This window comes from Kitasatospora sp. NPDC048365, from assembly GCF_043200835.1.
GTDB lineage: Bacteria > Actinomycetota > Actinomycetes > Streptomycetales > Streptomycetaceae > Kitasatospora > Kitasatospora terrestris.
Genome location: NZ_JBICYJ010000004.1, coordinates 141721 through 154586, shown reverse-complemented (window position 1 = coordinate 154586; position 12866 = coordinate 141721). Strand labels below are relative to the sequence as shown.

The 12866-nt window shown below is 73.6% G+C and carries 15 protein-coding genes; 3 read left to right on the top strand and 12 right to left on the bottom strand.

The features are described 5' to 3' along the window. Positions 1 to 468: 468 nt before the first annotated feature. Positions 469 to 795 carry a WhiB family transcriptional regulator gene (locus ACGFX4_RS05570; protein WP_345697531.1) on the top strand — a complete coding sequence of 109 codons (327 nt, stop codon included), beginning with the start codon at positions 469 to 471 and terminating at the stop codon, positions 793 to 795. A 25-nt stretch (positions 796 to 820) separates the two neighbouring features. Here ACGFX4_RS05570 and ACGFX4_RS05565 read toward each other — a convergent pair whose 3' ends face one another. The 3 genes from ACGFX4_RS05565 to groES form a co-directional block, all read right to left on the bottom strand. After that, a complete protein-coding gene (locus tag ACGFX4_RS05565; RefSeq protein WP_393070498.1) occupies positions 821 to 1825 on the bottom strand; it encodes a LysR substrate-binding domain-containing protein in 1005 nt (334 codons plus the stop codon). 83 nt (positions 1826 to 1908) lie between these two features. Further along, the gene (gene groL / locus ACGFX4_RS05560; RefSeq protein WP_393070496.1) at positions 1909 to 3543 is read right to left on the bottom strand and encodes a chaperonin GroEL; all 1635 of its coding nucleotides are present in this window, start codon (positions 3541 to 3543) and stop codon (positions 1909 to 1911) included. Positions 3544 to 3641: 98 nt separating this feature from the next. Continuing rightward, on the bottom strand, positions 3642 to 3947 hold the full coding sequence (gene groES / locus ACGFX4_RS05555) for a co-chaperone GroES (RefSeq protein ID WP_014136232.1): 306 nt from the start codon (positions 3945 to 3947) through the stop codon (positions 3642 to 3644). 215 nt (positions 3948 to 4162) lie between these two features. Here groES and ACGFX4_RS05550 point away from each other — a divergent pair, with 215 nt between their 5' ends. After that, positions 4163 to 5329 carry an SAM-dependent methyltransferase gene (locus ACGFX4_RS05550; protein WP_393070494.1) on the top strand — a complete coding sequence of 389 codons (1167 nt, stop codon included), beginning with the start codon at positions 4163 to 4165 and terminating at the stop codon, positions 5327 to 5329. On the opposite strand, the gene ACGFX4_RS05545 is transcribed toward ACGFX4_RS05550, so the two are convergent. Genes ACGFX4_RS05545 through tsaB form a run of 5 tightly spaced genes read right to left on the bottom strand, consistent with a single transcriptional unit; the run spans position 5330 to position 8727 of the window. Continuing rightward, entirely contained in the window at positions 5330 to 6196 is an 867-nt protein-coding gene (locus ACGFX4_RS05545) for a polysaccharide deacetylase family protein (RefSeq protein ID WP_393070492.1), read from the bottom strand. A 45-nt stretch (positions 6197 to 6241) separates the two neighbouring features. Further along, entirely contained in the window at positions 6242 to 6508 is a 267-nt protein-coding gene (locus tag ACGFX4_RS05540) for a hypothetical protein (RefSeq protein ID WP_393070490.1), read from the bottom strand. Next, positions 6505 to 7587 carry a tRNA (adenosine(37)-N6)-threonylcarbamoyltransferase complex transferase subunit TsaD gene (gene tsaD / locus ACGFX4_RS05535; protein WP_393070488.1) on the bottom strand — a complete coding sequence of 361 codons (1083 nt, stop codon included), beginning with the start codon at positions 7585 to 7587 and terminating at the stop codon, positions 6505 to 6507. The genes ACGFX4_RS05540 and tsaD overlap by 4 nt, the downstream gene beginning before the upstream one ends. Next, positions 7580 to 8059 carry a ribosomal protein S18-alanine N-acetyltransferase gene (gene rimI / locus ACGFX4_RS05530; protein ID WP_393070486.1) on the bottom strand — a complete coding sequence of 160 codons (480 nt, stop codon included), beginning with the start codon at positions 8057 to 8059 and terminating at the stop codon, positions 7580 to 7582. The genes tsaD and rimI overlap by 8 nt, the downstream gene beginning before the upstream one ends. 20 nt (positions 8060 to 8079) lie before the next feature. Next, entirely contained in the window at positions 8080 to 8727 is a 648-nt protein-coding gene (tsaB, locus tag ACGFX4_RS05525; protein ID WP_393070484.1) for a tRNA (adenosine(37)-N6)-threonylcarbamoyltransferase complex dimerization subunit type 1 TsaB, read from the bottom strand. Positions 8728 to 8865: 138 nt separating this feature from the next. Between tsaB and ACGFX4_RS05520 the strand changes: the two genes are divergently transcribed. Continuing rightward, positions 8866 to 9429, top strand: coding sequence for a hypothetical protein (locus ACGFX4_RS05520; RefSeq protein WP_393070482.1), 564 nt, complete (start codon positions 8866 to 8868; stop codon positions 9427 to 9429). 12 nt (positions 9430 to 9441) lie between these two features. On the opposite strand, the gene ACGFX4_RS05515 is transcribed toward ACGFX4_RS05520, so the two are convergent. The 4 genes from ACGFX4_RS05515 to alr all read right to left on the bottom strand — a co-directional run bounded on the left by ACGFX4_RS05515 (position 9442) and on the right by alr (position 12778). Further along, positions 9442 to 9603, bottom strand: a complete 162-nt coding sequence (locus ACGFX4_RS05515) for a hypothetical protein (protein WP_393070480.1) — start codon at positions 9601 to 9603, stop codon at positions 9442 to 9444. A gap of 89 nt (positions 9604 to 9692) precedes the next feature. Next, the gene (gene tsaE / locus ACGFX4_RS05510; RefSeq protein ID WP_393070478.1) at positions 9693 to 10205 is read right to left on the bottom strand and encodes a tRNA (adenosine(37)-N6)-threonylcarbamoyltransferase complex ATPase subunit type 1 TsaE; all 513 of its coding nucleotides are present in this window, start codon (positions 10203 to 10205) and stop codon (positions 9693 to 9695) included. Positions 10206 to 10238: 33 nt separating this feature from the next. Then, positions 10239 to 11597 (bottom strand): alpha/beta fold hydrolase, encoded by a 1359-nt coding sequence (locus ACGFX4_RS05505; RefSeq protein ID WP_393070476.1) that lies wholly within the window; start codon positions 11595 to 11597, stop codon positions 10239 to 10241. Next, positions 11594 to 12778 (bottom strand): alanine racemase, encoded by a 1185-nt coding sequence (gene alr, locus ACGFX4_RS05500; protein ID WP_393070474.1) that lies wholly within the window; start codon positions 12776 to 12778, stop codon positions 11594 to 11596. The genes ACGFX4_RS05505 and alr overlap by 4 nt, the downstream gene beginning before the upstream one ends. Positions 12779 to 12866 lie beyond the last annotated feature (88 nt).

The window sequence follows — 12866 nt, the reverse complement described above, 5'->3', positions numbered from 1 at the left end:
GACGACGGACCCCGGAATTGATCGCCGATGCCACCGCGATCGTTCCCGGGCTCCCACGCCCGCTAACCGCCTCCGCACATCCAACGACCGTCACCCGAATGAGTTACGGCCTTCAGGGCCATCTCCACCACTGTACGTGGCCAACCCATCACGGATCAGGCACCTCGCGGTGCACACGCCGCACTTTTGTGCTGCTCGTGCGCGGTACCCGCGTCCTGCGCGCCGCCCGACGGCCTTCCACGCCCGGCGCGCCACCCGGTTGTCGCAGCGCGCCCGTCCAAACCTATTGCCCCGTTTGTCCGTTTTTATAGCTTCTGTGGGGTCATTGACTGTTGTGTCGGTCTGTGGGTGACTTGTCCTGTTGGTTGGCGTAAGTCATATTTCCAGGTGTCCCTACCGGCCCCGTGCAGCCTCGCCGCACCATCCTCGCCGAGCTGTCAGGTCCCGAGTCCTCGAAGGGTATGAGCCATGGCAGATTTCTCCCGCCTCCCCGGCCCCAACGCCGACCTGTGGGACTGGCAGCTGTCCGCCGCCTGCCGCGGCGTGGACAGCTCGCTCTTCTTCCACCCGGAGGGCGAACGCGGGGCCGCCCGGAGCTCGCGCGAGGCGAGCGCCAAAGAGGTGTGCATGCGCTGCCCGGTACGCGCCCAGTGCGCCGCCCACGCCCTGGCGGTGCGCGAGCCCTACGGCGTCTGGGGCGGACTGACCGAGGACGAGCGCGAGGAGCTGCTGGGCCGCGCCCGCAACCGGCTGGCCGAGGTGCCGCTGGCCATGCCGAGCACCATCCGGCGCTGACCTCGCCGAACGGGCCGGGCGGCGCTCAGTGCGGGGCCGCCGCCGCCTCCAGCTGATCCAGCATCAGCGCCACCGCCGGAACCTCCGCCAGGTCCGGCAGGGTCAACGCCACCACCTGTCGCCGGGCCGGCCCGCCGATCGCCGCCCGCACCGGCACCGCGACCACCCCGGTGTGGCGCACCGACTCCAGCGCCAGCCCCGGCAGCACCGCCACCCCCAGCCCGGCCGCCACCAGGCCGACCACGGCGGGGTAGTCGTCGGTCGCGAAGTCGATCCGGGGCTCGAAGCCGGCGTCCGCGCACAGCTCCACCAGGTGTCCCCGGCACTGCGGGCAGCCCGCGATCCACTGCTCGCCGGAGAGCTCCGCCAGTTCCACCGGGCGGTCGGCGTCGCGGTCCGCCAGCGGGTGGCCCTCCGGCACCACGCCCACCAGCGGGTCGTCGAGCAGGGGGCGCACCACCAGGTCCGACCAGTCGTTCGCCGCCGCCGAGGCGGCCGCCTCCAGCGCCGCCTCGGCCCGCGCCTCGCGCGGCGTGGCGTGCGGCGACGGGCGGAACGCGGCGCCGCCCTGCGAGTCCGGGTACCGGAACGCCAGCGCCACCTCGCACTCGCCGCCGCGCAGCATCGTCAGCGACTCCGGCGGCTCCGCCTCCACCAGCGACACGCGCACCCCCGGACGGGCGGCACGCAACCGGGCGACGGAACGCGGCACCAGGGTGGAACTCGCGGTCGGGAACGACACCAACCGCACCCGTCCGGCCCGCAGCCCGGCGATCGCCGCGACCTCCTCCTCGGCGGCGGACAGGCCCGCGAGGATCCCCGTGGCGTGCTTCAGCAGCACCCGGCCGGCCTCGCTCAGCTGCATGCCCTTGCCGGAGCGCACCACCAGCGGGGTGGCCACCGACTTCTCCAGCGCCTTCATCTGCTGGCTCACCGCCGGCTGGGTGCAGCCCAGCTCCCGGGCGGCGGCGGAGTAGGAGCCGGTCCTGGAGACGGCACGCAGGACACGCAGATGGCGGGCTTCGATCACGGGGTCAACGATACGGAAAGCGCCAGGGGCGCGAGGAGTGGTTCCTCGCGCCCCTGGTCAGCTGTTCAGCCGTGCCGCGTGCCTCAGTGGCTGTGGCCGTGGCCGCCGTGCGAGTGGCCGTGACCGTTGTCGGCCTCCTCCTCCTTCTTCTCCACCACGAGGGTCTCGGTGGTGAGCAGCAGGGAGGCGATGGAGGCGGCGTTCTCCAGGGCGGAGCGGGTGACCTTGACCGGGTCGATGACGCCGGCCTTCAGCAGGTCGCCGTACTCGCCGGTGGCGGCGTTGAAGCCGTGGCCGGCCTCCAGCTCCGCGACCTTGTGGGTGATGACGTAGCCCTCGAGGCCGGCGTTCTGGGCGATCCAGCGCAGCGGCTCGGCGAGCGCCTTGCGGACGACCGCGACACCGGTCGCCTCGTCGCCGGTCAGGCCGAGGCCGTCGTTCAGCACCTTCTGGGCGTGCACCAGGGAGGCGCCACCACCGGCGACGATGCCCTCCTCGACCGCGGCGCGGGTCGCGGAGATGGCGTCCTCCAGGCGGTGCTTGCGCTCCTTGAGCTCGACCTCGGTGGCCGCGCCGACCTTGATGACGCAGACGCCGCCGGCCAGCTTGGCCAGGCGCTCCTGCAGCTTCTCGCGGTCCCAGTCCGAGTCGGTGTTGGCGATCTCAGCCTTGATCTGGTTGACCCGGCCGGCCACCTCGTCGGGGGCGCCGGCGCCGTCGACGACGATGGTCTCGTCCTTGGTGACGGTCACGCGGCGGGCGGTGCCGAGCACCTCCAGGCCGACCTGGTCGAGCTTGAGGCCGACCTCCTCGGAGACGACCTGGCCGCCGGTGAGGGTGGCGAGGTCGCCGAGGATGGCCTTGCGGCGGTCGCCGAAGCCCGGGGCCTTGACGGCCACCGCGTTGAAGGTGCCGCGGATCTTGTTGACCACCAGGGTGGAGAGCGCCTCGCCGTCCACGTCCTCGGCGATGATCAGCAGCGGCTTGGAGGCGCCGGCCTGCAGGACCTTCTCCAGCAGCGGCAGGAGCTCCTGGATGGAGGAGATCTTGCCCTGGTTGATCAGGATGTACGGGTCCTCGAGGACGGCTTCCTGGCGCTCCGCGTCGGTGACGAAGTACGGCGACAGGTAGCCCTTGTCGAACTGCATGCCCTCGGTGAAGTCCAGCTCCACGCCGAAGGTGTTGGACTCCTCGACGGTGATCACGCCGTCCTTGCCGACCTTGGCGATGGCCTCGCCGATCAGCTCGCCGACCTGCGGGTCCTGCGCGGAGAGGGCGGCGACGGCGGCGACGTCCTCCTGGCCCTCGATCTCGCGGGCGATGGAGAGCAGGTGCTCGGAGACGGCGGCGACGGCCTTGTCGATGCCCTTCTTCAGGGCGGCCGGGCCGGCGCCGGCGGCGACGTTGCGCAGGCCTTCGTTGACCAGGGCCTGGGCCAGCACGGTGGCGGTGGTGGTGCCGTCGCCCGCGACGTCGTTGGTCTTGGTGGCGACCTCCTTGACCAGCTGCGCGCCGAGGTTCTCGTACGGGTCGTCGAGCTCGACCTCGCGGGCGATGGTCACACCGTCGTTGGTGATGGTGGGGGCGCCGAACTTCTTGTCGATGACGACGTTGCGGCCCTTGGGGCCGATGGTCACCTTGACGGTGTCGGCCAGCTTGTTGACACCGCGCTCCAGCGAGCGGCGGGCGTCCTCGTCGAACTGCAGGGTCTTCGCCATGATCCCGTTTCCCTAGGGTTGTGCTGTCTACGTGAACCAACAACCGCGCCCCGGGCCCCTGTCAGTACTGACACGGATCCGGGGCGGGCTGGAACGACTTACTTCTCGATGATCGCGAGGACGTCGCGAGCCGAGAGGACCAGGTACTCCTCGCCCTGGTACTTCACCTCGGTGCCGCCGTACTTCGAGTACAGGACGATGTCACCGACGGCGACGTCGAGCGGCAGGCGCTGGCCGTCCTCGAAGCGGCCCGGGCCGACGGCCAGGACGACGCCCTCCTGGGGCTTCTCCTTGGCGGTGTCCGGGATAACCAGGCCGGAGGCCGTGGTGGTCTCGGCGTCGAGCGGCTGGACCACGATGCGGTCCTCGAGCGGCTTGATGGCAACCTTGCTGCTGGTGGTCACGTCCGAGCTCCCCTTCGGAGATTACGGGGTTGTCTTTCAGGTAGGTGGCGATGACTGCACGTCTGCCGTCGCGGGGGTCAGACGCGCTCCATCGCGTTAGCACTCTCCCTGGGGGGAGTGCCAGGAACGACCATAGGACGCCGTTAGCACTCAGTCAACCAGAGTGCCAACAGCGTCGCGCGGGACTCGCGCGAACCCGGGGGGAGAATGGGCCCGTGGAGATCGAATCGTTCCGGGCGCTGCTGACCGGTCAGGGCCGCGACCTGCTGGCCGAACTGCGGGAGTTCACACCCTCCGAGGAGCTGGCGCTGGCCACCCGGCTGCGCCGGGACCACCCGGCCGACCTGGTCCGGGCCGCCTTCGAGCAGGCCCGGCTGCGGCAGCGGGCCCGCGACAAGTTCGGCGCGGACGCCGACGCGATGTTCTTCACCCCGAACGGCGTCGAGCAGGCGACCCGGCGCAGCGTCGCCGACTGGCGGGCCCGGCGCTTCGCCGGACTCGGCGTCAAGCGCCTCGCCGACCTGTGCTGCGGGATCGGCGGCGACGCGATCGCCCTGGCCCGCGCCGGGGTGGCGGTGCTGGCGGTCGACCGCGACCCGCTGACCTGCGCGGTCGCCGAGGCGAACGCGGCGGCGCTGGGCCTGGCCGAGCTGGTCGAGGTGCGCTGCGCGGACGTCTTCGAGGTCGACACCGCCGGGTACGACGCGGTCTTCACCGACCCGGCGCGGCGCACCTCGCGGGGCCGGGTGTTCGACCCGGAGGCGTACTCGCCGCCGCTGTCCTGGGCGATCGAGGCGGCCCGGCGCACCCCGTACGGCGCGCTGAAGGTCGCCCCGGGCATCCCGCACGAGCTGGTCCCGGACGGTGCGGAGGCGGAGTGGGTCTCCGACCACGGCGACGTGAAGGAGGCGGTGATCTGGTTCGGCACGGGGGCGGCCGCCCCGCACCGCGCCACCCTGCTCCCGGGCGACCGGACGCTGGCCGGCGGCGACCTCCCGGACCCGGAGGCCGGCCCGGTCGGCCGCTACCTGTACGAGCCGGACGGCGCGGTGATCCGCGCCCACATGGTCGCCGAGGTGGCCGCGCAGGTCGAGGGCCGGCTGATCGACCCGATGATCGCGTACGTCACCTCCGACCGCCTGGTGCCCACCCCGTTCGCGCACGCCTTCGAGCTGACCGACGTCCTGCCGTACAACGTCAAGAAGCTCAAGGCGCTGCTGCGCGAACGGAAGGTCGGCACCGTGGTGATCAAGAAGCGCGGAATGTCGATCACCCCGGAGGAGCTGCGCCGCCAACTGAAGCCCACCGGGCCGAACACGGCGACGGTGATCCTCTCCCGCACCGACCACGGGCCGCTGATGATGCTGGGTCAGCCGCTCTGATCAGGGTGCCTGGATGTAGTCCTCCAGGCGGGCGACCGCGAAGCCCTGCTCGTGGATGCGGCGCAGCATCTCGGCGAACATCTCGGTCATGGTCTCGCCCTTGAGGTCCTTGGGGCCGCGGAAGTGGGCGAGGATGATGTCGCCGGGCTTCAGCTTCTTGTCGGCGGCCTGGTACTGCATGTCGTGGATCTGCATGGACTCGCGCCAGAGCACGATCGCGCGCGGACCGCACTGCTGCACCGCGGTGTTGAGGGCGGCCGTGTTGGCGCCGTCGCCGTAGGGCGGGCGGAACAGCAGCGGGGCGGTGCCGTACTGCTCGGTGAGGGCGGTCTGGGCGTCGCAGATCTCGGAGTGCTGCTTCTCGGCCGGGACCTTGCTCATGATCGCGTGGTCCACGGTGTGGTTGTGGATGTGATTGCCCAGCGCCTGGAGCCGCTTGAAGTAGCCGTAGTCGTCCTTGACGATGTCGCGGGTCAGGAACATCGAGACCGGGACCTTGAGGTCGGTCATCATCTCGACGAACCTCGGGTCCTTCTCGGCGCCGTCGTCGATGGTGATGAAGACGACCCTGTCCTTGGTCGGCACCTCGCTGAACACCGGCACGGCACCGGACCCGGCCAGCTTGATCGGCCTGTCGGCGGGCGCGGCCGGGGCGGCGGCGAGCGGCTGCAGGCCCCACTTGGCCCACCCCGCACCCGAGTCGGCGGCCGCTGACGCGGCGGCAGGACCGGACGCCGAGGGCGCGGCCGCGGGGGCCGAGGCGGCCGGTACGGGGAGGTTGTTGGCGGAGCTCGGCGTGGATCCCCCGCAGCCGGTGGCGGTCGCCAGCAGGGCCAGGACGGCCACCGCGCCGTACGTCTTCTTCACCGTTACCGCTCTCCCCGGAATCGCCCAGCGACGTCCCGGGGAACGCTACTCGACGTGGGTGCGGCTGAATGTCCACCTGTGGGCGGGTCTTGCCAGCAGATCGGCGGGGGTCTCGGGCACGTCCGCGTCCGCGGGCTCGCCCGTCCACCAGGTGATCAGCAGCACCCGCTCGCCCGGCGCGGTGAGCACCTCGGCGCGCTCCAGGCCGGGCGTGCCGCGCAGCGCGGGCAGTGCGACCTCCCGGACCCAGGCGTGCAGTTCGGGCCCGCGCCCGTCGGCGGCGCGGGCCTCCCACATCCGGGCCAGGGTCACGAGGAGAGCGCCTGATGGGCGTGCGCGTGGAAGTCCTTGTGGGGCACGTGCGTCTCGGTGACCGGCAGCGAGGAGTCCGCGGACAGGTCGAGGGAGGAGGGGGTGCGGTTCCGCCACACCATCTCGGAGCCGAGCGCGGCGACCATCGCGCCGTTGTCGGTGCACAGGCCCGGCCGGGGCACCCGCAGCACGATGCCGGCCTTGTCGCAGCGCTGCTGGGCCATCTCGCGCAGCCGGGAGTTGGCGGCCACGCCGCCGCCGATCATCAGGTGGTCGACGCCGTTGTCCTTGCAGGCGCGGACCGCCTTGCGGGTGAGCACGTCGGTGACGGCCTCCTGGAAGGACGCGGCGACGTCGGCGACCGGCACCTCCTCACCGGCCCGGCGCCTGGCCTCCACCCAGCGGGCGACGGCGGTCTTCAGGCCGGAGAAGGAGAAGTCGTACGCAGGGTCGCCGGCGTTGTTCAGGCCGCGCGGGAAGGCGATCGCCTTCCCGTCGCCCTCGCGGGCCATCCGGTCGACCACCGGGCCACCGGGGAAGCCGAGGCCGAGCACCCGGGCGACCTTGTCGAAGGCCTCGCCGGCGGCGTCGTCGATGGTGGCGCCGAGCGGGCGGACGTCGCTGGTGATGTCGGAGGACAGCAGCAGCGAGGAGTGGCCGCCGGAGACCAGCAGCGCCATGGTCGGCTCGGGCAGCCGGCCGTGCTCCAGCTGGTCGACGCAGATGTGCGAGGCGAGGTGGTTGACGCCGTACAGCGGCTTGTCGAGCGCCCAGGCGTACGCCTTGGCGGCGCTGACGCCGACCAGCAGGGCGCCGGCCAGGCCGGGGCCGGCGGTGACCGCGATGCCGTCCAGGTCGCTCGCCTTGACCCCGGCGGTGTCCAGGGCGCGCTGGATGGTGGGGACCATCGCCTCCAGGTGCGCGCGGCTGGCGATCTCCGGGACGACGCCGCCGTAGCGGGCGTGGTCGTTGACGCTGGAGGCGACCGCGTCGGCGAGCAGGGTGGTGCCGCGGACGATGCCGACGCCGGTCTCGTCGCAGGAGGTCTCGATGCCGAGGACGAGGGGTTCGTCAGCCATGGTCAGGGTCCTTGGATTCGTGAGCTTCGTGCGTGGGGTGGTCGAGGCGCATCACCAGCGCGTCCACGTCGGCCGGCTGGTAGTAGCCGCGGCGGATGCCGACCGGCCGGAACCCGTGGCGCTCGTACAGCTGCTGGGCGCGGGCGTTGTCGACCCGCACCTCCAGCAGCAGTTCGGCGCAGCCGCGGCGGCGGGACTCCTCGATCAGGTCGGTGAGCAGGGCGCCGCCGAGGCCGCGGCCCTGCCGTTCGGTGTCGACGGCGATGGTCTGGACGTCGCTCTCCCCGCCGACCGCCATCAGCCCGGCGTAGCCGAGGATCGCGCCGTCCGGGTCGGTGGCGACGGTGTAGTGGCGGGTGCCGCCGTCGTGCGCCTCGGCCAGCTCGGACCAGTACATGCCGCGCGACCAGGCGTCCTCGGGGAAGAGGCGCAGTTCGAGTTCCATGACCGGCTCGATGTCCCACCACCGCATGGGTCGCAGGGTGACCGCGGTCATTGCGGGAGCACCGCCTTGTAGCCGGCCGGCACCTGGGCGTCCGGGCGGCGCAGGTAGAGCGGCGCGTTGGCGAGCAGCTCGCGGCCGGCGGCCAGCTCGGCCGCGGCGAAGTCGGCGAGCGCGCCGGCCGAGACGTGCTCGGGGCCGCTCGCCCCGCCGAGGCCGTACAGCAGCGCGCCGGCGCCGACCGCCCGCTCGACCGGCGGCAGTTCGGCCGGACGGTCGACGGCGGGGCCGGCGGTGCGGCGGCCCTCGGCGTCGTAGGCGGCCCAGTAGACCTCCTTGCGCCGGGCGTCGGTGGCGACCGTGAACGGCCCCTCGACGCCCTCGCGGCGGGCCTGGTGGGCGATCGCGTCCAGGGTGCAGACGCCGTGCACGGGCAGGCCGAGCGCGTCGCCGAGCGCGGCAGCGGTGACCAGGCCGACCCGCAGGCCGGTGTACGGGCCGGGGCCGACGCCGACCGCGATCCCGGTCAGGTCGCGCTTGTCGACGCCCGCCTCGCGCAGCACCCGGTCGACGGTCGGGAGCAGCAGCTCGCCGTGGCGTCTGGCGTCGACCTGGAACGCTTCGGCGAGGACGGCCGTGCCGTCGTGGACGGCGGCGGTGACGGCGGGGGTTGCGGTGTCGAACGCGAGCAGCAGCACGGCTCCAAGGTTAGAGGGTGCCGGGCGGGGCGCAGGACCACGTGGGAACACAATCCGATGAGTCGGGCTGTGCGGTGCGGAGCTGGCACGATGGGCGCGGAGAGCTGATGCGGGCACGAGCCGACGGTGGGAGCTGACGTGGCGAAGCTGGGTCCTGGTGTGGTGGTCGGTGGGCTGACCGCGGGTGCGCTGGCCGTGGTGGGCGTGCTGGCCTTCCAGGCGAGCGGCGCGCCGGGCCGGGCCGCGGCCGCGCCGAGCGCCCCGGCCTCCGCCTCGGCCTCGCCGTCGCCCTCCGCGACCGTCGCGGGGCCCGCGCTGCCCGCCGAGTCGGGCTCCGGGCTGCGGGTGGTGTACGCGGTGAAGGACCACCAGGTCTGGCTGGTCGACCCGAGGAAGACGCCGCAGGTGGTGGCCGCGTTCAAGGTCTCCCCGGGCTCGGTGGACCCGGCGGTGGGCACCTACACGGTGTACGGCCGGACGGCCTCCGGCACGGGCACCGACCAGCGGCCGATCGAGCACGTGGTGCGGTTCGCCAAGCAGGGCGAGACGGTCTTCGGCTTCAGCGCGCTGGTCGACGAGAAGGCGCCGGCGCCGTCCGCCGCGGCCGGCCTGAAGACCGGCGGCATCCGGGCCTCCCGGGCCGACGGCCAGACGCTGTGGGACTTCGCCCCGACCGGCACCCGGGTGGTCGTGCTCCCGTAACGGCCGGCTGCGCTAGGCGGCCCTGGGGGTGCGCTCCGGCGGGGTGGAGACGGCGGCGGCCGCCCGGCAGGCGGCCAGCAGCGCGCTCATCGGTACCTCGGCCGGGGCCTGCTCGGGCCGGGCGGGCTGCTCGACGGGTCGGGGCCGCTCGGCGGCGGGGGTGGTGCTCGACATGGGGCGCCTCCCAGTTAGGCATACCTAACCTGTGACGGCCATCCCATCACGGGCGCGCGCCCCGCCGCAACACCCCGGGGGCGGACCGGTTACGAACCGACCGGCCGCTCACCCATTTCGGTGAGATCCACGTCGACCCAGCGCGCGCCCAGACCCGTGAGGGTGACCGTGCGCGGATCGCTGTCGTCGGCCGCCTCGCCGCCGAGCGCCCGCTCGATCCGGACCTCCAGCCGGTCCTCGGACAGCTGCTCGACCTTGCCCTCGCCCCACTCCACGACCACCACCGACTCGGGCAGCGAGACGTCCAGGTCGAGGTCCTCCATCTCGTCGAGGCCGCCGCCGAGCCGGTACGCGTCCACGTGCACCAGCGCCGGGCCGTCGCCGAGCGGGGGGTGCACCCGGGCGATCACGAAGGTCGGCGAGGTGACCGCGCCGCGCACCCCGAGCCCCTCGCCGAGGCCCCGGGTCAGCGTGGTCTTGCCCGCACCGAGCTCGCCGGAGAGCAGCACCAGGTCGCCTGGGCGCAGCAGCGCGGCCAGCTCCCGGCCGAGGCGGTTCATCCGCGCGGCGGAGTCGACGGTCAGAGTGGTCCGGTTTCCCATCGGGGGGTCGGTGTCCTTCCTGGGTGTTCGGGGTCAGTCCGAGCCGTCCGCCAGGTCCTGGACGGACGGCGGGAGCGGCGCGGCGTGGGCGTGCGCGGCGGCGGCCACCAGCAGCGCGGCGAGCTGCCGGTCGACGGTCCCGGGGCGCTCCAGCATCACCAGGTGCCCGGCGTCCGGGACCAGGACCGGCTCCACGCCGGGCAGCGCCCGGGCGATCGCCTCGCTGTGCCCGGGCGGGGTGAGCAGGTCCCGGGTGCCGGCCAGCACCAGGGTGGGGATGTCCTTCAGGACGGCCAGGGCCGCCTGCTTGTCGTGCGCGGAGAACGCCGGGTAGAACTCGGCGACCACGTCGATCGGGGTGGCGTCCAGCAGCTGCTCGGCGAACCGCACGACGGCCGGGTCGACGTCCTTGGTGCCGAACGAGAAGCGCCGGTAGAACACCGCGCTGACGTCCGCGCCGAACCGCCGGGTGGCCTCCACCAGCTCGACCTGGCGGCCCAGCAGCCGCACCACGCCCGGCGCCACCCGCTTGAACAGCCGGGCACCGGCCGCGGGCAGGCCCAGCGTCACCGAGTCCCAGTCGCTCGCCAGGGTGCCGATCAGCGCGACCCCGGCGACCCGCTCGCGGAACAGCTCCGGGTGCCGGTCGGCCAGCGCCATCACCGTCATGCCGCCCATCGAGTGGCCGACCAGTACCAGCGGGCCGCTCGGCGCCACGGTGTCCACCACGGCCTTCAGGTCGGCGCCCAGCTGGTCGATCGAGGCCGGGTCCCCGGCCAGGTACGAGCGCGAGCGCTCGGAGCGGCCGTGGCTGCGCTGGTCCCAGAAGACCAGCCGCAGGCCCTCGCGCAGGGCGGCCCGCTGGAAGTGCCAGCTGTCCTGGTTCAGGCAGTAGCCGTGGCAGAACACCACGGTCAGCGGCTCGCCGTCGGCGGTGCGCCGCGCGGCGCCGAAGAGCGGCCGGCCGGCCGCCCGGACCAGCGCGCCGGAACCGCCCAGCACCCCGGGCAGCCCGCTGCGGTCCACCGGTGCCTCGCCGCGCCGGCGCGGGAACCAGCCGCGCCGGGAGCCGTCCGGCTCGGGGTGCACCTGCACCGGGTCCGGCCAGCCGGTGCCGTCCAGCTCCACATACAGCTCGGTGCCGTCCGGGGCGGGGACGGTCCGCGGGCGGCCGCGCAGCGAGCCGAACGCCGCGTCGGCGTCCAGCTCCTCGCGGGCCCGGCGGCGCATCGCCCGGCCCATCGTCAGCCGCTCGATCGCCACACCGGCGGCGGCGCCCGCCGCCACCACGCCCAGCGAGATGCCGATCAGCCCGGCACGGCTCACCCCGGTCGCGGCCTCGGCCGCCCTGGCGACCTGCGCGACCGGGTTCGAGGCGTCCGGCTCGGTCACGCGGTGATCCCGTGCAGGTACCGGCGCGGCACCCGCGAGCCGATCCGGGTGATGATCTCGTAGCTGATGGTGCCGCAGGCCCGGCCCCAGTCCTCGGCGGTCGGCTCGCCGTGCTCGCCGGAGCCGAACAGCAGCACCTCGGTGCCGACCTCGGGCGTGTCGCCACCGAGGTCCACCACGAACTGGTCCATCGCCACCCGGCCGGCGACCCGGTACCACTTGCCGCCGATCTGGACCGGGCCGGTGTTGCTCGCGTGCCGCGGCACACCGTCCGCGTAGCCGATCGGCACCAGGCCCAGCGTGGTCGGGCCCGGCGTCGTGTAGTGGTGCCCGTAGCTGACCCCGTGGCCGCCCGGCGCGGTCTTCACCAGCGCCAGGCGCGCCGCCAGCGACATCACCGGGCGCAGCCCGTAGTCGGCCGGCCCGCCGAGGTCCGGCACCGGCGACAGCCCGTACATCGCCAGACCCGGCCGGACCAGGTCGTAGTGCGACTGCGGGAGCGTCAGGGTGGCCGGCGAGTTCGCCAGGTGCCGCACCTCCGGGCGCACCCCGGCGCCCTCGGCGAAGGCCAGGGCCGCCGCGAAGGAGTCCAGCTGTGCCTGGATCGAGGGGTGGCCCGGCTCGTCGGCGGCCGCGAAGTGCGACCACAGGCCGACCACCTCCAGCAGGCCCTCCGCCTGGGCGCGCAGCGCCTCGTCCACCAGGTCCGGCCAGTCGTGCGGCTGGCAGCCGTTGCGGCCCAGGCCGGTGTCCACCTTCAGGTGCACCCGGGCGGACACGCCGGTCTCCCGGACCGCCGCCAGCAGCTCGGTCAGCGCCCAGCGGCCGCTCACCGAGATGTCGATCCGCTGCCGCAGGGCCTCCTGCCAGGGGCCGCCCGGCGTCCACAGCCAGCACAGGATCCGCGCCCGGTCGGGGCCGATCCCGGCGGCGCGCAGCGCCAGTGCCTCCTCCGGCGTGGCCGTGCCCAGCCAGCGGGCGCCCGCCGCGACCGCCTCCCGCGCGCACCGGACCGCGCCGTGGCCGTAGGCGTCCGCCTTGACCACCGCCATCAGCTCCGGCCCCGCCACCCGCTCACGGAGCGCCGCGAGGTTGTCGCGCAGCGCACCCAGGTCGATCGTCGCCTCGGCGCGGGCCCCCGTGGTGAGAGCCGCCGTCCCGGTGGTGTTCGCAGTCGTCATCACCCTCAGTCTCCCAGACGGAAGGCCGGAGTCCCGCTAGGGGCTCGGGCCGCTGTCGATTTGCGGCTCCGCCGCGCGGGCGACACCG

Excerpts from the sequence above, each read along its gene's own strand:
- ACGFX4_RS05570 (WP_345697531.1), top strand. The coding sequence starts at position 469 with ATGGCAGATTTCTCCCGCCTCCCCGGCCCCAACGCCGACCTGTGGGAC.
- groL (WP_393070496.1), bottom strand. The coding sequence starts at position 3,543 with ATGGCGAAGACCCTGCAGTTCGACGAGGACGCCCGCCGCTCGCTGGAG.
- tsaD (WP_393070488.1), bottom strand. The coding sequence starts at position 7,587 with ATGGCTGACGAACCCCTCGTCCTCGGCATCGAGACCTCCTGCGACGAG.
- rimI (WP_393070486.1), bottom strand. The coding sequence starts at position 8,059 with ATGCGGTGGTGGGACATCGAGCCGGTCATGGAACTCGAACTGCGCCTC.
- ACGFX4_RS05515 (WP_393070480.1), bottom strand. The coding sequence starts at position 9,603 with ATGTCGAGCACCACCCCCGCCGCCGAGCGGCCCCGACCCGTCGAGCAG.
- tsaE (WP_393070478.1), bottom strand. The coding sequence starts at position 10,205 with ATGGGAAACCGGACCACTCTGACCGTCGACTCCGCCGCGCGGATGAAC.
- alr (WP_393070474.1), bottom strand. The coding sequence starts at position 12,778 with ATGACGACTGCGAACACCACCGGGACGGCGGCTCTCACCACGGGGGCC.